Source organism: Massilia sp. IC2-278, assembly GCF_020708045.1.
Classification (GTDB): domain Bacteria; phylum Pseudomonadota; class Gammaproteobacteria; order Burkholderiales; family Burkholderiaceae_D; genus Telluria.
The window spans coordinates 640924-661152 of the sequence record NZ_JAJFES010000001.1 but is presented as its reverse complement, the minus strand read 5'-3'; the positions used below and the strand labels follow the sequence as shown (position 1 = coordinate 661152).

Genomic DNA, 20229 nt, shown 5'->3' with positions numbered 1-20229 from the left:
GGGATTACAAAAGTATAAAAATGTTAACGTGGAGCATTTTTATGCCTGATTTCAGTTCAATCCCCGAGCGAAATGCCCAATTCGCGGGCAGTGGCCACCGTGTCGCCGTCCACCTGCACGGTCTTGGTGCGCCCGGCAACCTGGGCCAAGGGCACCAGGTCGATGGCTTTCCAGCCGAGCGCGACCATGACACCGGCCTGCCCGTCTGCCAGCGCGCGCACCGCCGCGGCGCCGAAACGCGACGCGCAGACGCGGTCAAAAGCCGAGGGACTGCCGCCGCGCAGCAGGTGGCCAAGCACGACGCTGCGGCACTCCTTGCCGGTCAACGCCGCCAGTTCGGCCTCGACCTGGGCGCCGATGCCGCCGAGGCGCTCCGCCCGCCCGGCTGCGGCCGCCGCCTGCACGCTGCGCTGCCCCGCCAGCGGCCGGGCGCCCTCGGCCACCACGACTACCGAATGATGGTGGCCGGTCCGCTCGCGCCGGGCGATGGCGGCGGCGACGCTGCCGATGTCGTAGGGGATTTCCGGGATCAGGATCGCGTGGGCGCCGCCGGCGATGCCCGCATGCAGGGCGATCCAGCCGGCATAGCGCCCCATCACCTCGACCACCATCACCCGGTGCTGGCTGTGCGCGGTGGTGTGCAGGCGGTCGATGCAGTCGGTGGCGAAGCCGACGGCGGTATCGAAGCCGAAGGTGGAAAAGGTGTGGGCCAGGTCGTTGTCGATGGTTTTCGGCACGCCGACCACGCGCAGGCCGCGCAGGTAGAGGGCGTCGGCGATGCCCATCGAGCCGTCGCCGCCGATCACGACCAGCGCGTCCAGCCCGCGCTCGCGGCACAGGCGCACGACCTCTTCGGTGCGGTCCTGTTCGGCCAGGCTGCCGTCGGGCTGGCGGGTCGGGTAGCGCAGGGGACTGCCGCGGTTCGTGCTGCCGAGGATGGTGCCGCCGAGGTGGCCGATGGCGTGTACATCCTCGGCGGTGAGGCGCTGCACCGGCGCGCCGGCGCAGGTGTCGGGCGCCAGCAGGCCATTGAAGCCGTCGCGGATGCCGTGGCATTCCCAGCCTCGCCCGAGGGCGGCCAGCACTACCGAGCGGATCACGGCGTTCAGGCCGGGCGCGTCGCCGCCGCCGGTGAGCACGCCGATGCGGGCGATGGCGCCAGCACGATGCTCGCTTGTCGGTACATCCGTCGTCAGGCTCGCCTCCATTGCCCTGGTCCCGGGCCGAGGTTAGCATGGCCTCGTCAAGGCACGGTGCACGCTCGCGGGAACTCAGGTGCAGTGCCTGAGTGTCTAAGCTGATGAAGAGCCGGCAGACCGCCGTCCTCATCTGGCGTTCCCGACGGAGGTATGCGATGACCCAATCCCAGGTGTTGATCGTCGGCGCCGGCCCCAGCGGCCTGGTGCTGGCGCTGTGGCTGAACCGCATGGGCGTCGACGTGCGCATCGTCGATGCAGCCGCCGGCCCCGGCACCACCTCGCGCGCGCTGGCGGTGCAGGCGCGCACGCTCGAACTCTACCGCCAGCTCGACCTCGCCCTGCCCGTGCTCGACCAGGGCTACGCGGTCGAGGCCTTCAACGTCTGGGCCGAGGGCGAGCACAAGGCGCGCATCGAACTGGGCGCCATCGGCGCCGGCGTCACGCCCTACCCCTTCCTGCAAATTTACCCGCAGGACCGCCACGAGCGCATGCTGTGCGGGCGCCTGCAGGACGCCGGCGTGCAGGTCGAGCGGCAGTGCAGGCTCGAAGGCTTCCGCGAAGACGGCGACGCGGTCGTGGCCCAGCTGCGCAACGCCGCCGGCAACGAGGAGCAGTGCGAGGCGCGCTACATCGTCGGCTGCGACGGCGCGCGTTCGAAGGTGCGCGAGATCATCGGCGCCGGCTTCCCCGGCGGCACCTACCGCCAGGTGTTCTACGTGGCCGACATCGAGGGCGAGAGCCCGGCCCTGAACGGCGAACTGAACATCGACCTCGACGAGTCCGACATCCTGGCCGTGTTCGCCACGGCGCCGCGCGGCGCCGGACGCCTGGTCGGCACCGTGCGCGACGAGCGCGCCGAGCATGCGGAAAACCTGACGTTTGCCGACGTCAGCGGGCGCGCCATCGACAACCTGATGATCAGCGTGCACAAGCTGAACTGGTTCTCGACCTACCGCGTGCACCACCGCGTGGCCGAGCGCTTCCGTCGCGGGCGCGCCTTCCTGGTCGGCGACGCCGGCCACATCCACAGCCCGGCCGGCGGCCAGGGCATGAACACCGGCATCGGCGACGCCATCAATTTGGCCTGGAAACTGGCCGCCGTGGTCCAGGGCCGCGCCCCCGACGCCCTGCTCGACAGCTACGAGGCCGAGCGCCTGCCCTTTGCGCGGCGCCTGGTCGACACGACCGACCGCGTGTTCAGCTTCATCACCGCCGACGGCCCGGTGGCCGAGATCGTGCGCACCGGCGTGGCGCCGCGCCTGCTGCCGCTCCTGGCCAGGCTGCCGTTCACGCGCGAGTATTTCTTCCGCACGATTTCGCAGACCGTGATCCACTACCGCCACGCGCCGCTGAACGCGGGCACGGCCGGCAGGACCCATGGCGGCGACCGCCTGCCCTGGGTGCGGTTTGCGGACGGCGATGCAGGGTCCGGCAAGGCGGCCGACGATGTGGCTGACAACGTGGCCAGCAATGTGGCAAGCACCGCTGCCGACAACTACGCGCCGCTGCCCAGGCCGGGCTGGCAGGCCCACGTGTACGGGCAGGCGCAGCCCGAGCTGATGCAGTGGTGCGACCGGCAGCGGGTAACGCTGCGCCAGTTCGCATGGAACGACGCCTGCGCCCACGCCGGCCTGGCGCGCGACGCCATCTACCTGCTGCGGCCGGACACCTATGTCGGGCTGGCGGCCGGCACGCCGGCCATCGGCGCGCTCGACGAATACCTGCGCGCGAACGCGCTGACGCTGCACCGTTAGTAGCGAACTGTTTCCTGGCCGTGGCTGCCGGCGCAGGCGTCCGCCGCGGGCGCACGCCGCCGTGAATTGACGAGCGGCAAAGCTGCGCCGCCCAGCCGCGATTGCGCGGAAGATAAGGCCGCAGCGGGCGCCCGCCTGCGGCACGCAACGCGCGCGCCGGCCCCATTCGTCAACCAGCATTGGAGCACCATGGATCTCACCGTCAACAACAGCACCACATCCGCCTTCCTCGTCACCGTCTTCGCCGAACTCCAGGACGGCAGCTTCGTCGCCAAGGTCATGCCCGAAACCGGCGTGCCCTATACGCCCTACTGGGAAAACGAAGTCGACCAGGTGATCGTCTACATCTCCCCGAACGAGGAGCAGCTGGCCACCATCCTGGCCGCCCTGAACGAGCGCCGCCTGCCGTTCAAGGATTTGCAGAACTACGGCTCGGTGGCCGGCGGCACCTCGACCATTCCGGTCTGAGCGGCAAGGCCGGGCCGGTCGGGCCGTGTCGGGCGGGGCCGGGACTGCGCCTCAACCCTGCGACGCCCGCGCCTGCCGCTGCGGCGGCCTGCTGCGCGTGACCAGCACCGTGGCAATGCGCCGGTCGAGCACCTCGGCCACCTCGAAGCGCAGGTTGTCGAGTTCGACCGCCTGCCCGACTTCCGGCAGCGTGCCGAAGCGTTCCAGCATGAAGCCGGCGAGCGAGGTGTAGTCGTCGTTCTCGCTGACCAGGGCGTCGGTGCCGAGCACCTGCTCCAGGTAGTGCAGATCGGCGCTGCCGTCCACGCGCCAGCGGTCCTGGCCTTCCTCGCGCACCACCGGCAGTTCGTCCTCGTCGGGGAATTCGCCGGCGATCGCTTCCAGGATGTCGATCGGCGTCACCAGGCCCTGGATAGTGCCGTACTCGTCGGCGATCAACACCACCTGCCCATGCGAGCGCTTCAGCGTGTCCATCACCTGCAGCACGCCGCTGGCGTCGGGCACGATGATGGGCGGGCGCACGTGGGCCGGGTCGATGCTGCCGGCGTGGGTCAGGTCCGCCATCAGGTCCTTGGCGCGCGCCACGCCGACGATGTCGTCGAGTTCGCCCCGGCACACGGGGAAGAAGCCGTGCGGGGTGTCGAGCAGCTGGGTGCGGATGGTGGCCGCGTCGGCCTCCAGGTCGATCCAGGAGATATCGGCGCGGTTGGTCATGATCGAGCGGATCGAGCGCTGCGACAGGCTCAGCACGCCGCTGACCATGTGCCGCTCTTCCGGCTCGAAGGCGTCGTCGCGCGGCGCATCCTGGGCCGGCGAGGCGGCGCCGGATGCCGCACCCGGCGTCGCCCCGAGCAGGCGCAGCACGGCTTCGGCGGTACGCTCGCGCAGCGGCAAATGCGCCTGGTGCTTCGCGAAGTTGCGCCGCGCCAGCTGGTTCAGGGCTTCGATCAGTACCGAGAAGCCGATCGCCGCGTACAGGTAGCTCTTCGGAATATGGAAGCCGAAGCCCTCGGCGATCAGCGACAGGCCGATCATCAGGAGGAAGCTCAGGCACAGCACCACCACGGTCGGGTGGGCGTTCACGAAGCGCGTCAGCGGCTTCGAGGCGAACAGCATCACGCCCATCGACACCACCACCGCCGCCATCATGACGCCGAGCGAGTCGACCATGCCGACCGCCGTGATCACCGAATCGAGCGAGAACACGGCGTCGAGCGCGATGATCTGGGCCACCACCACGCCGAAGGCGGCGAACTCGGTCGGACCAGCGTGCAGCTGGGTCTTGCCTTCGACCCGCTCGTGCAGCTCCATGGTCGCCTTGAACAGCAGGAACAGCCCGCCCAGCAGCAGGATCAGGTCGCGCCCGGAGAATGCCATGCTGCCGACCGTGAACAGGGGCTCGGTCAGTGACACGATCCAGGAAATCATGGTCAGGAGGCCCAGGCGCATCAGCATGGCCAGGGTCAGGCCCAGCAGGCGCGCCTTGTCGCGCTGGTGCGGCGGCAGCTTTTCGGCCAGGATGGCGATGAAGATCAGGTTATCGATGCCGAGGACGATCTCGAGCACGACGAGGGTCAGGAAACCCACCCAGATGTTCGGATCGGATAGCCATTCCATGGTGCCTGCCCCGCTTGTGATTGGATGCCCGATTGTAATGATCTTGCGGCTTGCGGGTCGCACGCGACCGGCGCGCAGCAGGTATCATGGTGCCTGAGCCGCAGAGCGCCTCCGCCCCGAACCGCCCCGCCCCGCCACCATTTTCACTCATTCGCATTGCATGAACGCATGACCCAGGCCGACAACGACGACCAGGATTACCAGAGCAGGCGCCAGTTCGCCGCGCTGTTTCAGGAAGCACCGATGTGCATGGCCCTGCTGCACGGGCCCGGGCACGTGGTCGAATTCGTGAACCCCGGCTACCAGCGCCTGGTGGGCGGGCGCGAGATCGTCGGCCGCCGCATCGCGGAGGCGCTGGGCGACGCGGCCACCCAGGGCTACGTCCACCTGCTGGACCAGGTCTACCGCGACGGCATGCCCTACGCCGCCAACGGCGCCCGCTACGCCGTGCAGGCGCAGCCCGGCGGCCCGACCGTCGAGCGCTACGTCGACTTCGTGTTCCAGCCGGTGCGCGGGCGTTCCGGCCAGGTCAGCGGCGTGCTGGTGCTCGGCTCGGACGTCACCGAGCGCGTGCTCGGCGAGCTGCGGCGCGATGCGCTGGCGCGCCTGACCGACGAACTGCGCGAGCTGCGCACGCCCGAGGACATCACCTGGTGCGCCGCGCGCATCCTGGGCGAGACCCTGGGCGCCAGCCGCGCCGGCTTCGGCCTGATCGGCGCGGCCGGCGACACCGTGCATATCGACCGCGACTGGTGCGCCGAGGGCGTGGAAAGCGTGGCCGGCGCTATCGACCTGCGCCAGTTCGGCAATTTCATCGACGAGTTGCGCGCCAACCGCCCGGTGGTGGTGCGAGACGCCTTTGCCGACCCGCGCACCCTGGAGGCGGCGGAATCGTTGACGGCCCTGAGCTCCTCGGCCTTTGTCGACCTGCCGGTGGTCGAGGACGACCAGCTGGTGGCCCTGGTCTTCGTGAACGCGGCCGGGCCGCGCGACTGGTCGCCGCAGGACCTGGCGCTGATGCGCGAAGTGGCCGAGCGCACCCACACGGCCAGCCAGCGCCTGCGCACCGAGATCGCGCTGGCCGCCAGCGAAGCCATGTTCCGCACCATCGCCAACGCCATGCCGCAGATGGTGTGGTCGACCCTGCCCGACGGCTTCCACGACTACTACAACGACCCCTGGTACGAATTCACCGGCATGGTTCCGGGCAGCACCGACGGCACCCACTGGGCCGACGTGTTCCACCCCGAGGACCGCGACCGCGCCTGGGCCGCCTGGCGCCACAGCCTGGACAGCGGCGACACCTACGAGATCCAGTACCGCCTGCGCGACCGCAGCGGCGACTACCGCTGGGTGCTGGGGCGGGCGCTGCCGGTGCGCGACGACGGCGGCCAGATCGTGCGCTGGATGGGCACCTGCACCGACATCCACGACCAGAAGATGGCCGAGCATGCGCTGCGCCTGGCGAACCAGCGCAAGGACGACTTCCTCGCCATGCTGGCCCACGAACTGCGCAATCCGCTGGCGCCGATCAGCACCGCGGCCCAGGTGCTGCGCCTGCGCCAGGGCGATAGCGCCTATGCGCTGCGCGCCGGCGAGATCATCGAACGCCAGGTGCGCCACATGACGGAGCTGGTGGACGACCTGCTGGACGTGTCGCGCGTCACGCGCGGTCTGGTGCAGATGGAACGCGAGCCGGTCGAGCTGCGCGCGGTGCTCGACAGCGCCGTCGAACAGGTGCGCCCGCTGATCGACGCGCGCCATCACGGGCTGGCGGTCGACGTGCCGCTTGGCCCGGTGTTCGTGTCCGGAGACCGCACGCGCCTGGTGCAGGCGCTGTCGAACCTGCTGAACAACGCCGCCAAGTACACCCAGCAGCACGGCAGCCTGCGCGTGGCCCTGCAGGTGCAGGATGGGCAGGCGGCGATGTCGGTCGCCGACAACGGCAGCGGCATCCCGCCCGGCCTGCTGCCGCACGTGTTCGATTTGTTCACCCAGGGCGAACGTACGCCGGACCGGGCCCAGGGCGGCCTCGGGCTGGGCCTGACGCTGGTGAAGAGCATCGCCCAGCTGCACGGCGGCGGGGTGACCGCCGACAGCGAGGGGCAAGGCCAGGGCAGCGTGTTCACGATCACGCTGCCGACGATCGCGGCGCCTGCCGTGGAGGCGCCGGCCGGCGCGGGCGCCATCGCTACCGGCGGGGTGCAGCGGGCGCTACGTATTACCGTGGTCGACGACAACCGCGACGCCGGCGCCTCGCTCGCCGCCGCGCTCGAAGCCCAGGGCCACACGGTGGCGCTGTTCGACGATGCCGAGGCGCTGCTGGCCGCCACCGGTCCGGCCGCCGATGCCGCGAACGCGGATGCCGCAGACGCGGATGCCGCAGACGCGGACGTCTACATCCTCGACATCGGCTTGCCGCGCATCGACGGCTACCAGCTGGCGCGTGAATTGCGCCAGCGGCCGGGCAGCCGCGATGCGCTGCTGATCGCCCTCACCGGCTATGGCCAGGCGCACGACTTCACCCTGTCGAAAGGCGCAGGGTTCGATCATCACCTGGTCAAGCCGGCGAATCTCGAACAGCTGGAACGGATACTCATTGGGTGGGCCGTGGCGTAGGGTGGGTTCTTGAACCCACCGATGCAAGCGCACCCCCATACGGTGGGTTCGAGAACCCACCCTACGCGATGCGCCACATCAGCAACCGTTTTGCACGTCGTCTTCAATGCGCGGACGGCCGGCATCGCATCACCTGTCAGAACAAGGCACCCTGCCTGCTGGTCAGGCGCGCGAAGCTGTCGCCCAGGAAGGGCAGGATCGCATCGGCGATCGGCTCCAGCTGCCTCGTCAGGTAGTGCTCGTAGTCGATCGTCGAGCGCAGCGCTTCCAGCGGCTCGGGGCCGGACACGGTCATCACGTAGCGGATCCAGCCGCCACCCTTGCGGTACAGCGCCGGCTTGCCCTGCCGTAGGTAGTGTTCGTCGGCGATGCGCGCCGCGCGCACGTGCGGCGGTACATTCTTTTCGTAGTCGTCGAGCCGGCGGCGCAGGCGCTTGCGGTAGACCAGCTCGTCGTCGCACTCCCCATTCAGCAGGCGCGCCACGGTCTCGCGCACATAGTCCTCGTAGGGCTGGCCCTTGAAGATGCGCAGGTAGAGTGCCTGCTGGAAGCTGCGCGCCAGCGGCGTCCAGTCGGTGCGCACGGTTTCCAGGCCCTTGTAGACCATCTCCTCGCCGCCGCCGGGCGTGCCGGTCAGGCCAGCGTAGCGCTTCTTGCTGCCTTCGTCCGAGCCGCGCACGGTCGGCATCAGGAAGCGCCGGTAATGCGCCTCGTATTCGAGTTCGAGCACGCTGTCCAAACCCAGTTCCAGCTTCAGGTGGGTCTGCCAGTAGGCGTTCACCTGCGCCACCAGGGCGCGGCCGATGCGCTCGGCCTGCGCGTCGTCGTGGGCGGCGCCGAGCCAGACGAAGGTGGAATCGGTGTCGCCATAGATCACCTGGTAGCCCGCGTCCTCGATCAGTTCGCGCGTGCGGTGCATGATGGCGTGGCCGCGCAGCGTGATCGACGAGGCCAGGCGCGGATCGAAGAAGCGGCAGCCGTAGGCGCCGAGCACGCCGTAGAAGGCGTTCATGATGATCTTCAGCGCCTGCGACAGCGGCGCGTTCCGCTCGCGCTTGGCCGCTTCGCGTCCTTCCCACACGCCGCGCACGATGCCGGGCAGGCAGTGCCGGGTGCGCGAAAAGCGCGCGCCGCGAAAGCCCGGCACCGTGCCGGCTTCGTCCTCGCGCAGGCCCTCGACCAGGCCCACCGGGTCGATCAGGAAGGTGCGGATGATCGACGGGTACAGGCTTTTGTAGTCGAGCACCAGCACCGAGTCGTACAGGCCCGAGCGCGAATCCATCACGAAGCCGCCCGGGCTGTCGCCCCCGGCCACGTCGCCCACGTTCGGCGCCACGAAACCCTGGCGGTGCATCAGCGGGATGTACAGGTGCTCGAAGGCGGCGACGGAACCGCCGCTGCGGTCCACCGCCAGGCCGGTGACGCTGGCGCGCTCCAGCAGGAAGTCCAGCAGCGCGGTCTTCTCGAAAATGCGCGTCACCAGCACGCAGTCCTGCAGGTTGTAGCGCGCCAGGGCCGGCTTGTCCTCGGCGAACATGCGGTCGATCTCGGCCATGCGGTCGTAGGGGTTGTCGATCGCCTTGCCTTCGCCCAGCAGGGTCCGGGACACCGACTCCAGGCTGAACGAAGGAAAACTCCAGGTTGCCGAGCGCAGCGCCTCGATGCCGTCGATGACCAGGCGCCCGGCGATGCAGATGAAGTAATGCTCGCCGTCGCCCTTGTGCTCGCGCCACTCGATGGCGCTGCCGTCGCGCCCCAGGCGCAGCGGGCGGTTGTAGCGCTCGGCGTGTTCCTGCAGCACGCGCATGTCGAACTGGATCAGGTTCCAGCCGATGATGGCGTCGGGATCGTGTTCGCGGAACCAGGCTTCCAGGCGATCGAGCAGTTCGGCGCGGCTGGCGCAGTAGTCGAAGTCGAAGTCGAGGCCGGCGGGGTCGCCGTTCGCTGGGCCGAGCATGTAGACCTGGCGCTGGCCGCAGCCCTCGAGCGCGATCGAGCGCAGTTCGCCGGTCGAGGTGGTTTCGATGTCGAGCGAGACCAGGCGCAGCCTGGGGCGGTAGCCCGGTGCAGGCTTCACTTGTCCGTCGATGAGGCGCGGATCGGCGCCATTTGCTTCGCCTGCAAAGGACACCGGCGCGGTGATGAAGCGTTCCATCAAGTAGCGCTCGGGCGGGCGGATGTCGGCCTCGTAGACGGCCACGCCCTGCATGCGCAGGCGCTTTTCCAGGCGCAGCAGCTGGCGGTAGTGGCGGCAGTATAGGCCCAGCACCGGACGGTGGTTGAAGTCGGCCAGCTGCAGCACGCGCAGCTCCCATCCGTGCTCCCTGCGCTCGCCGCGCAGTACGAATTCGGCGGCCTCGCGCTGCTCCTGCGGGATAAAGGCGATCGCCGGCTGCGGCGCCACGCGCACGCGGCGCGGACCGGCATCGGTGGCCAGCCAGAAGTCGACCTCGACGCCGGCATCCGTGTCCTGCCAGTGCCGCGTCAGCAGAAACCCCTGCCCCTCCATCTCTTCGATCTCCGGTATCCATGTTCCCGCTTGCCATTCCGGCAAGCGGGCCACATTATACTGCGTGCCCGGAGCGAGACGCCTAGCCGTTGGCGGCCCGCCGCTCCTCGGGATGCGCAACCGTCATCCACTCCTCCGGCTGGTCCAGCTTCAGCAGCTGGGTCGGGTAGGCGAACGGGATGCCCTGCTCGTCGAAGCGCTCGAACAGGAAGACGTTGATCGCCTGCTGCACGTCCATGTAGACGCCGTAGTCGCCGCTCTTCACGTAGTACACGGTCTCGAATTCCAGCGACGAGGTGCCGTAGCCCTTGAAGTGGGCGCGGTCGAAGGTCGCCATCTCCTGCTGCTCCACCGCTTCGCGCAGCAGCGCCGGCACCGCCAGCAGCTGCGCCTTCGTGATCTGGTAGGGCGTGCGGATGGTGAACACGATGCGCCGCGTCTGCATGTGCTTGTAGTTGCGGATGCGGCTCTTCAGCAGGTCGCTGTTCGAGAACACGATCTGCTCGCCGCCCAGGCTGCGCAGCCGGGTCGTCTTCAGGCCCACGTATTCCACGGTGCCGAGCACGTCGTCGACGATGATGAAGTCGCCCACCACGAAGGGCTTGTCCAGCACGATCGACAGCGAGGAGAACAGATCGCCGAGGATGTTCTGCATCGCCAGCGCCACCGCGATGCCGCCAATGCCGAGGCTGGCCACCAGGGTCGTGATGTTGACGCCGAAGTTATCGAGGATCATCAGGAGGATGACCACCCACAGCACCGTGCGCGCCACGAAGCCGAGCGCCGCGGTCGAGGTGGTGCTGGCCGCGTCCTCGGCGCTGCGGCGCAGGCGGTAATGGTGGAACCAGCCCTTGATGCCGACGTCGCCCCAGCGCGCCGCCTGCAGCAGGAACACGGTCACCGACAGGTGGTGCAGGACGGTGTCGGTGCGCGGCGGCAGGCTCAGGACCTGGGCGCCGCAGTACACGCCCATCAGGAAGATGAACAGCGGCTGGGTGCTGGCCAGGATCTTGATGGCCAGGTCGTCGAGGTAGGTGTCGGTGTGCGGCGCAATGTGGCTCAAGCGCCGCAGCAGCAGGGCCTTGGCGCCGTACAGCAGCACGATCACGGCCACCAGGATCGCCACCGCCAGCAGCCAGGATTGCAGGTCGTTGTTAGTCAGGAGAAAACGCATGCCGTCCCTCAGCCTGCGTCGGCGCTGAGGCCGGGGTGATGCGGTTGCCGGCGCATGGGCCGGCGCGATGCGACGAAGCTCATCGTCTTGGTCCTTTCAGGGCGATGCGGCCGGCGCTGCGCCGGTGTTCGCATTGAAAGTAAGCGATTCTAACCTCTCAACTACATTTGCACAAATGCAGAGTTCCGCATGATTCCCTGGCGCGGCGCCGGACACGGTCTTGCGCCAGCGCGTTTCCGGCCTGTGGACTACACTTTGATTTAAATCAAACCCGCGCTTTGCAACGCGCCGAAACTGGCTTTTTATCGTGCTAGATCAGAACGGGGAACAGCCATGATGCGTGGCAATAGCAGCGACGCGCGCTTGCAGGTGATCGGCAGCGTCATGCGCCATACCCGCAAACTGCTGTGCGCACGTATCACCCGGCTCGCGGCGGCGCCCGACGCGCTGTTCATCGCCGGCTGGCCGCTGTTGGTGGCCGAGGTCGAAGCCGCCTTCCGCCATGAGGAAACGCTGATGGAATGCACCGGCCACGGCAATTTGCAGGCCCACCTGGCCGACAACGCGCTGGCCCTGTGCGCCCTGCACCGCGTCACGCCGCGCATCGAGGCCGGCGACACCACGCTCGGGCGTGAAGCCCTGGGCGCGCTCGACGCCATCCTGTCGCTGCACCGCTTCACGGCCGACCTGGCCCTGGTCGGCGCTGGCGCGCGTGCGCGCAAGCCGGCCGGCTCGGCGGCACGCTTCAAACGCCACGACCGGGTAGCGGCGGTCTAGATCGTGGTGCGCGCATCTGGCAGCAGAGGATCGGGCCGCTAGGCCGGCCGCCAAGCGCGCCGATAAGCGGCTGCCTGACAGGGAGCGATCATCATGTTCAAGACCATCGTCGTCCATGTCGACGACAGCCCGCAGTTCGACGCCCGCCTGCAGGCGGCGGCTTGGCTTGCGCAGGCGCACGGCGCGCACCTGGTGGGCAGCGCCAGCACCGGTTTGAGCTGGCCTGCCTACGCCCTGCTCACCGGCTCAATGGCGGTGGCGCCGAGCGACGAATTCGACAGCCTGCGCGCCGCGGCGCGCGCCAGCCTGGCGCGCTTCGCCGAACGCGCAGGCCGGCTCGGCGTGGCCTCGCTGGAAGAACGCCTGGTGGAGGACGAGAGCCGCGACGCCCTGCTGCTGCAGGCGCGCTACGCCGACCTGGTGGTCACCGGCCAGGACGAACCGGGCGGCGGCGCCGAGCGCGCGCTGCCGCAGTACCTGGCCGTGCACAGCGCGCGTCCGGTGCTGGTGGTGCCGGCGTCCTACGCCGGCCAGCCCCTGGACCGCACGATCGTGGCCGGCTGGGACGGCAGCGTGCCGGCGCTGCGCGCCATCGGCGCCGCCCTGCCGCTGCTGGTGGGAGCGGACACGGTCCGCCTGGTGCTGGTGAACCCGGAGCGCGAGGTCGGCCTGCACGGCGACGAGCCGGGTGCCGACATGGCCGCCTGGCTTGCCCGCCACGGCGTGCGGGTGGAAGTGGTGGTCGAGCGCACCGCGGCTGCGCCGGGCCAGGCCCTGCTTGACATCGCCGAGCGCGCCAGCCTGCTGGTGAGCGGCGCCTATGGCCACAGCCGCTACCGCGAACTGCGGCTGGGCGGCGTCACCCGCACCCTGCTCGAACGCGCCCACCTGCCGGTGCTGCTGGCGCACTGAAGCCGAACACGAGACAACACGAGACTCAGGCCGGCTTGCCCGGCACCGGCGTCGGCAGCGGCTCCCCCGCGAAATGGGCCAGCAGGTTGGCGATCGCCAGCATGCCCATCGCCGTGCGCGCTTCCAGCGTGAAGCTGCCCACGTGCGGAGCCAGGACCACGTTGTCCATCGCCATCAGGGCCGGCGGCACGCGCGGCTCGTCCTCGAAGACGTCAAGCGCGGCGGCGCCCAGGCTGCCCTGCTGCAGGGCCTCCACCAGCGCCGCCTCGTCCACCAGCGAGCCGCGCGCGATGTTCACCAGCGTGCCTTCCGGACCGAGCGCATCGATGACGGCCGCGTCGACCAGGTGGCGCGTGCCGGGACCGCCCGGCGCGCAGACGACCAGGTAATCGCTGTCGCGCGCCAGGTCGAGGAGCGAAGCGCTGCGCGGATACGCCAGCTGCGCCGTGCTGCGCTGGTGGTAGCGGATCTGCATGCCGAAGCCCTCCAGGCGCGCGGCCACCGCCTGGCCGATGCGCCCCAGCCCGAGGATGCCGGCAACCTTGCCGCGCAGGGCCCGATTGGGCGCCAGGGGCCGCTTCGCTTCCCAGCCGCCGGTGCGTACGTAGCGGTCGAGCATGGGCAGGCGCCGCGCGGCGGCCAGCACCAGGGCCACGGCCAGGTCGGCGACGTCGTCGGTGAGTACGTCGGGCGTGTTGGAAACCAGAATGCCGCGTGGCGCCAGCGCTGCGAAATCGACCGCATCCACGCCGACGCCGTGGACCGCGACGATCTCGAGCGCGGGCAGGCGGGCCGCGAGCGCGGCGTCGATGCCGACAGTGCCGCTGGTGAACACAGCACGCACCGCGGGGGCGATGTGCTCGATGAAGCCCGGGCGTTCTTCCTGCGGCACCCGCGCCAAGTAGTGGCAAGCGAAATGCCGATCGAGTTCCTCGCTTACCTGCGGCATCCAGCCGGAACCCAGCACCAGTATCTGCGGACGCATCCTTCCTCCCGTATCAGTTGAACATGACAGGAGTATACTGGACGGGTCGGTCCGCCTGCTCCTAGAGCTGAGGCCCCATGCCTAGCCTGGTGTGCGGATTGCCCGCGCAGTCCAGCAGTCCCGCGGGCGTCCGGCGCAGGCGGCCGCCGGTCCTGGCCAGCCCCCTCAGCATTAGGCGCGCGGTGCCCAATTGCGTTCGGTTGAGGCCGGCGTCCACGAGCACCGCGTCCCAGGCGGCGCGGTCGGGCGAGGCATCGGCGGCGAGCGCCATGGTTTCCAGGTTGCCGAACAAGTTCAGCAAGGCCAGGCGCTGGTGGTTGGGCCAGCCGCTTCCCTGCGCGCCGGGATGGAAACGGCGGTAGATTAGGTTGCCGGCGCGTCCGCCCGCGGCGGCCAGCTCACGGATCTGCGCGCGCGACATGGCCAGGTTCAGGCCGCCCTCTTCGTCGCGCAGGCTGATCTGGGCAATCCGACCGCGATAGGCGGAGTACGGGAACAGCATTTCGTCGCGCCAGCTTTGCATGGTATCGACGAAGGTCCACAAAAACTTCCCGATGGCGAAGTCGCCGGACTCGTCGAAGCTCTTCCAGTAGCGCCCGCCGCCGCCCCGGTTATCCTGAGGCAGGTAGACCCGCCCGCATGCCGGTCCGGCAGCCGTGTCGATCCGATGCGCCGGGTGCTCTGGCTTCAGGTTGATCGTAAACACCGGACGCGCCGGCAGCAGCTCGTCGAAGGCTTGCAGCGGCAGGTTGCTGGTCACGCCGCCGTCGGTGAACCAGACCCGCTTGACCGTCGCCTTGCCATCCTGCCTGTCGGTCTGGTCGAGCGCAAACATCGGCACGGCGCTGAGCAGCACCGGAAAGCTCAGGCTCATGCGCACGCCGACGATCACCGGCAGCCGCCCGTCGCGCACCAGCGGCACCAGTTCCTCGCCTGTTGCCGGGTGGCGGCGCGAGGTACCCAGGGCGCTAGCGCGCAGCCAGTCCAGCACGTGCGCCGGAAACAGCCGCGCCCACTCGCTGGGCGCGAAGTAGAAGGCGCCGGCGTTCGCGCGAAACGGGATGGCGTAGGCGGTATGCTGGCTCAGGGCGGTAGTCATCATCTCGAGATGGATACGCCGGTCGCCACGATCGCAGCCGCACTCGATGCCTGCATGTACGCCGCGCGGGTCGGCGTTCCACAGGTGGGCGAAGGTCAGCGGCATACTGCCCTCAATACCGCCCAGCCCGGCCAAGTAGCGCTCGAGCCAGTCGGTGAGCGCCTCGGGACGGCCGCTGGCCGACCCAGAGCCTGAGCAGACGCCAAAATGATTGTCCCGCACGCCAGCGGCCAGCTCGCGTAGCCAGCGCCAGGCCGCGATGCCGGCCACGATGGCGCTGGCTGCCAGCAGTGCCACCAGGGCGCGCAGCAGCACCAGCGGCGCGCCCTGCAGCCAGGCTGCATGCAGCAGGACGACGGCCGCCAGGGCTGCGAAGCCGAAGGCGCCGAGCCAGTCGGCGGGCTGGGCGAGGCGCACCCGCTTCCCCGTCCGGTTTGCGCGCGCGCGGGCCATGGCGGCGCGCGGTTCGCGGCTACGCGCCGCAACCAGGCGCCAGGCGCCGCAGGCCAGCGCTGCGGGCAAAGCGGTAGCGGCGGCACTGGCCAGCATGGTGGCCGGCGCTGCGTCGGCCAGCGCATGCATGCCTGTTACCAGCGCAAGAACGCCGAGCGCCAGCAGAAAGGGATGCACGATGTTCGCCAGCAGCAGGGCGAAGGCATTCGCCTTGCCCGGCGTGGCTAGCAGCGCCAGTGCCATCTCGAAGGCTGGGCGCAGCGCCGGCGCCGGCTGGAACAGGTGCAGCAGACGGCTGCGGCCGCGCATCTGGCGCCCGAGGTAGGCCGGCAGGCGACCGAGGTCGGCAAAGGCATTGGGATTCGCGCCGCTCTGGCGCCCGAGCTCGGCCGCCGCGGCAGTGGCGGCCGCGATAGCCCCGGCCGAGGTGCCGCCGATGTGGCGCAGGCGGTAATCGCGCGCCAGCCGCTCGACCAGCTGGGGATAGACAATGCCGCTGGTGACGCCGCCCTTCATCAGGAGATCGCACTCCGGCATTGCCGGGCCAGGTGGGATGCAGGCCGCGCCGGCGGCGAATACGGAAGATTCGATGGTCATGGTGCGAGTCCGAGCTTGTCCAGGTAGGGCGAAAGATGGGTGCGGACCAGGTGCCGGGTAAAGGCGACGTAGGAGGAATGGGGTGCGAGCAGCGCCAGCAGGTCGTCGAGGTCGTCGTCCGGTTCGCGGCCCTGCTCGAGTGCCAGGATGATGTGCCTGATCGCCGCCATGACGGTTTTCGCATGGCGCAGGCGCATTTCGACCAGCTCGGCGCGGTCGAGGCCGCAGCAAGTAATAGTGGCGGCGCCGCGCGCGCTGGCGCCGCCTTCGCCGCGCCTGGCCGTGATCCCGCCTTCGTCCGTGAAGGCCAGGTGCAAGTCGGGATCATCGCGGCGCGGATTGAGCAGCAAGGCCGCTTCCCTGCGCACCGCCCAGGGGGTCGCCGCGCGCGCCTTCTCGTCGGCCAGGGGAAACAGGCAGGACTTACCCATCACCCGAACCGCGCCGGCGCCATCCACCTGCCTGCGTGGCCGGTTGCAGTCCGCGCACGACAGCAGCAGATTGCTCCAGGATGCCGCCAGCCAGGGGTAGCCGGCGGAAATTGGACGGTGTTTTCCGCTCGCCGGGTCGAGGACGCTGGCCTCACCCTTGGGCCGGTAATGCTCGATATCGCCGGGCTGGGTACCCAGCAGGCTCGATTCGCAGAACACGCACTTGCGGCCGAACAGCTGGTGCAGCGCCTGGCGCACGTCGTCGTGCTTGTAGAGGCCGAACTTCAGCTTGTCCTTGTCCCCGCTGGCGAGATGGGGCGCGTTGTGCTCGCGCTCCTTGCGCGCGTTGCCCTTCTTGCCGCCGCGCAGCGGGACGGGCGGGCGCGGCACGGTCTCGCCGCGGCGTGGATAGCGGATCATGCCGCCCCCTTGCCGGGATGAGTGGCCGGACCGACCGCTTCCAGTATCTGCGACAGGCGCTTGCGTGTGCGCGCCGAAATTTCGCGCGCATCGACCGCGGCACCCGGCATCCGCGGCAACTCGCCATCGTGCATGTCGAGCAAACTCAGCAACATGCGCTCGCGGCGCGATCCGCCTAGGTATTCGGTCTGAGCCAGCATGTCCTGCAGCGCGCGCAGCTCTTCCTCTTCCGCTGCGTCGCGTTCGGTGCTGGACACCAGCATGTGATAACGCTTGATCTCGGCCACGCGCGCAGGATCGACCGTACTGCCCAGGCCGAAGTGTTCGGACGCCAGCAACTGGTCGATGCGCATCGTGGCCACCTCGGGCAGGCCGGTCAGCAGGTAGACGCCCTGCTCGTCGCGGCGCAGCACCGCGATCTCGCCAGAACCCATGCCGCGCAGGCACAGCGGTTCGTGGGTTGTGTAGATGAACTGGATTTTTGGAAACGCCGTGCGCAGCGCCCCGACAATGCGCAGCTTCAGCTGCGGATGGAAGTGGTTGCCCAACTCGTCGATCAGGACGATGCCCATTGCTTCTGCCATCGTCTCGAAGTGGGCCGCGTGCATGACCGCCATGATGTCGCCGGCGATGCCGATCAGCGACTTGTAGCCGTCGCTTAGGGCGGCCACCGGCCGCGGCACACTGCCGCCGATCGCAAAGCGCAGGCCGCCCTCCTGCGCATGCACCACGCGCACTGGCCCTGCCGGTGCCTCGTTGAGGATATGTTCAAGCGTCGCACGGACGTCGTCGACCCGGCCAGCCCCGATCGTGTCGAGCCAGGCGCTGGCGTCCCCCACCGGCACGAAGGGATCGAAGAGGTTGCGGATCTTGGCGTGGCGCTCCCCGGTTTCCGCCTTGTGGCGCCCCGCCGCGAGCAGCCGGCTGGCGCCGTAGGCCAGTACCAGCGCCTTGCCGTCCCGAGTGCTGTAGACCAGCGGCCGGCCGCGCCGCAGCGTGACCTTGATCGGTTCTGGATAGCCCGAGACCCGCACCATGATCGACCCCGTGCGCGCGCCGGCGGCCAGCAGGGAATTGCTGGTCAGGCGCAGCTTGCGCGCATACGCCGGCCCGGCCAGCGCGCAGGCGATCGCACGCAGGATGGTCGACTTCCCGATGCCGTTCTCCCCCAGCAGTACAAACCCGGGCGTGCGCTCCTCGGTCTCGGCGAGCAGGTCGAGGTCGAGCGCCGCCAGCGTACCGATGTTGCGCAACTCGACGCGCTCGATATAGCGCTCGTATGCCTGGTAGCCGGCCAGGCCTTCGCCCCTGTCCGTGGCGACCGGCGCGCTGGCCTCGAAGAAGCGGACCTGGCGCACGCTGGCCTTGCGGATCTCACCGACGAATGCCTTGTTCCCAAGCGAGCGCAGTGCATGCATCAGGCTTGCCGCGTACGACGTCTCGTGCGTGACGAGCGCTGCGCGCGCCTCGACCGGCAGTAGCATCAGCTCGGCGATGGCCGACGCCCTTGCCGCGACAAGCTGCATGCGGTTCAAATCGAGCAAGGCAATACTGACGTTGCCTCGCTCGGTCAACCCATGGACCATGCCATCGCTGGAGAAGCGCAGGTGCTCGTCAGGCTGGTCGATGCAGGGATGCAGCAGCAGCGGCTGCTCACGGCGTAGCCGGTTCTCGTACGCCAGCTCTGGTTGCATCTCGTCTCCGAGCAGGGGAAAGCGGGCGCGCTTGTTGCGGTTGCAGACCGCGCAAGCCAGCAGCAGATTGCTCCAGTCAAGCGACGCGTGGGCGCCGTACAGGCGTTTTGGACGGAACTGCTCGATATGCCCTTTGTTGCTGAAGTCCAGCGGGTGTTCGCAATACGCGCACTTACCGGCGAATTGCTCACGCAGCGCGCCATACAGCGCTTGCTCTACCTGACGCGGGTAGATGAGGCTCTCTTGCGCCAGCTGTGCCGGACTACGGTCGCGGCCGCGCAGGAAGTCTTGCACGAATGCGGTGAAGAAGGCCGGGGCCGGCGCTTGATGAACGAAGATCATGGGCTCTCCTCCAAAAGGGGGCGCCGGCCTTCATGGTCGGTCGCGCCGCTCGATTGTACCCGCGCGGAATCGCCCAAATCTCTACAATTCTCACCGGCGCCCCGCCCGCCCTGGGGCCACCCTGGGCAAGCGCGGTGCACTCGCGTTCTAGTCCATGCCGCGCCACCAGGCACGCCCGGCGTGTGGCGCCTTCAAATCGAGCGCCTCGCCCATCTCGGGCGTCGCCATTGTCACGTTGCGTGCCGCCGCCAGTGCCGCGATCCGGTCGAAGGGCTCCCGCCAACGGTGCAGGCCAAGGTCGAAGGTGCCGTTGTGCACCGGCACCAGCCACTTGCCGCGCACGTCGAGGAAGGCCTGCAGGGTCTGTTCCGGCTGCATGTGCACGTCGGGCCACTGCTTGTCGTAGGCGCCGGTTTCCATCAGGGCCACGTCGAACGGGCCGTACTTGGCGCCGATTTCCTTGAAGCCGGCAAAGTAACCGGTATCGCCGCTGAAGAACAGGCGCAGGTCGTCGTGCAGGATCACCCACGACGCCCACAGCGTGCTGTTGCGGTCGCCCAGGCCGCGGCCCGAGAAATGCTGGGCCGGCGTGGCCACGAAGCGCACGCCGTCGAGCTCCGTCTCCTGCCACCAGTCGTGCTCGCGCACCTTGCTGGCATCGACGCCCCAGTCGACCAGGCGCCGGCCGACACCGAGCGGCGCCAGGAACATGCCCGTCTTCGGCGCCAGCGCCTTTACCGCATCATGGTCGAGGTGGTCGTAATGGTCGTGCGAGAGGATCACGGCCTTGATCGGCGGCAGGTCCTCGATGGCGATCGGCGGCGCATGGAAGCGCGCCGGGCCGGCCCATTGCACCGGCGAGGCGCGTTTCGAGAATACCGGATCGGTGAGGTAGAACCCGCCGCCCAGCTTGATCAGCATGGTCGAGTGGCCCAGGCGGTACAGGGTGTTGTCCGGCGCGGCGAGCAAGGCCTCGCGCGTCAGCGCCCGCACCGGCACCGGCTGGCGCGGCACCGTGCCCTTGGGCTTGTCGAACAGGAAGGTCCACCACAGGCGCGCCATCTCGCCGACGCTATGCTCGTGCATGGGCGCGGGATTGACGAAGCCCTTGTCGCGGAACTGGGGGGACGAAGGGTAATCCGGCGCGGCCGTAGCGCAAGAGGAAAGGCTCATGATGAG

At 69.1% G+C, this 20229-nt stretch carries 14 protein-coding genes; 5 read left to right on the top strand and 9 right to left on the bottom strand.

The genetic code is table 11. The annotated features are described in order from the left end of the window. Positions 1-56: 56 nt before the first annotated feature. On the bottom strand, positions 57-1208 hold the full coding sequence (locus tag LK540_RS02895) for a 6-phosphofructokinase (RefSeq protein WP_229435523.1): 1152 nt from the start codon (positions 1206-1208) through the stop codon (positions 57-59). A gap of 146 nt (positions 1209-1354) precedes the next feature. Here LK540_RS02895 and LK540_RS02890 point away from each other — a divergent pair, with 146 nt between their 5' ends. Then, positions 1355-2953, top strand: a complete 1599-nt coding sequence (locus LK540_RS02890; protein ID WP_229435522.1) for an FAD-dependent monooxygenase — start codon at positions 1355-1357, stop codon at positions 2951-2953. Positions 2954-3142: 189 nt separating this feature from the next. Further along, positions 3143-3421: a hypothetical protein gene (locus LK540_RS02885; protein ID WP_229435521.1), complete on the top strand. Its 279-nt coding sequence runs from the start codon at positions 3143-3145 to the stop codon at positions 3419-3421. 51 nt (positions 3422-3472) lie between these two features. Here the strand turns inward: LK540_RS02885 and LK540_RS02880 are convergent, their stop codons facing one another. After that, positions 3473-5038, bottom strand: coding sequence for a TerC family protein (locus LK540_RS02880; RefSeq protein WP_229435520.1), 1566 nt, complete (start codon positions 5036-5038; stop codon positions 3473-3475). 168 nt (positions 5039-5206) lie between these two features. Between LK540_RS02880 and LK540_RS02875 the strand changes: the two genes are divergently transcribed. Beyond that, positions 5207-7657, top strand: coding sequence for an ATP-binding protein (locus tag LK540_RS02875; protein WP_229435519.1), 2451 nt, complete (start codon positions 5207-5209; stop codon positions 7655-7657). Between the two features lie 136 nt (positions 7658-7793). On the opposite strand, the gene LK540_RS02870 is transcribed toward LK540_RS02875, so the two are convergent. After that, positions 7794-10166: a DNA polymerase II gene (locus LK540_RS02870; protein WP_229435913.1), complete on the bottom strand. Its 2373-nt coding sequence runs from the start codon at positions 10164-10166 to the stop codon at positions 7794-7796. A gap of 82 nt (positions 10167-10248) precedes the next feature. Then, complete coding sequence (locus LK540_RS02865; RefSeq protein WP_229435518.1) at positions 10249-11340, bottom strand: mechanosensitive ion channel family protein; 1092 nt, start codon at positions 11338-11340, stop codon at positions 10249-10251. A gap of 333 nt (positions 11341-11673) precedes the next feature. Between LK540_RS02865 and LK540_RS02860 the strand changes: the two genes are divergently transcribed. Then, positions 11674-12117: a hypothetical protein gene (locus LK540_RS02860; protein WP_229435517.1), complete on the top strand. Its 444-nt coding sequence runs from the start codon at positions 11674-11676 to the stop codon at positions 12115-12117. Positions 12118-12210: 93 nt separating this feature from the next. Then, complete coding sequence (locus LK540_RS02855) at positions 12211-13029, top strand: universal stress protein (RefSeq protein ID WP_229435516.1); 819 nt, start codon at positions 12211-12213, stop codon at positions 13027-13029. Between the two features lie 25 nt (positions 13030-13054). Here LK540_RS02855 and LK540_RS02850 read toward each other — a convergent pair whose 3' ends face one another. From LK540_RS02850 to LK540_RS02830, 5 genes are all read right to left on the bottom strand, one after another. Further along, on the bottom strand, positions 13055-14014 hold the full coding sequence (locus LK540_RS02850) for a 2-hydroxyacid dehydrogenase (RefSeq protein WP_229435515.1): 960 nt from the start codon (positions 14012-14014) through the stop codon (positions 13055-13057). A 61-nt stretch (positions 14015-14075) separates the two neighbouring features. Beyond that, positions 14076-16163, bottom strand: coding sequence for a patatin-like phospholipase family protein (locus LK540_RS02845; protein ID WP_229435514.1), 2088 nt, complete (start codon positions 16161-16163; stop codon positions 14076-14078). After that, complete coding sequence (locus LK540_RS02840) at positions 16160-17014, bottom strand: hypothetical protein (RefSeq protein WP_229435513.1); 855 nt, start codon at positions 17012-17014, stop codon at positions 16160-16162. Before LK540_RS02840 ends, LK540_RS02845 begins: the two co-directional genes overlap by 4 nt. Continuing rightward, a complete protein-coding gene (locus LK540_RS02835) occupies positions 17011-19050 on the bottom strand; it encodes an AAA family ATPase (protein ID WP_229435512.1) in 2040 nt (679 codons plus the stop codon). Before LK540_RS02835 ends, LK540_RS02840 begins: the two co-directional genes overlap by 4 nt. A gap of 147 nt (positions 19051-19197) precedes the next feature. Beyond that, positions 19198-20223, bottom strand: coding sequence for an MBL fold metallo-hydrolase (locus LK540_RS02830; RefSeq protein ID WP_229435511.1), 1026 nt, complete (start codon positions 20221-20223; stop codon positions 19198-19200). Positions 20224-20229 lie beyond the last annotated feature (6 nt).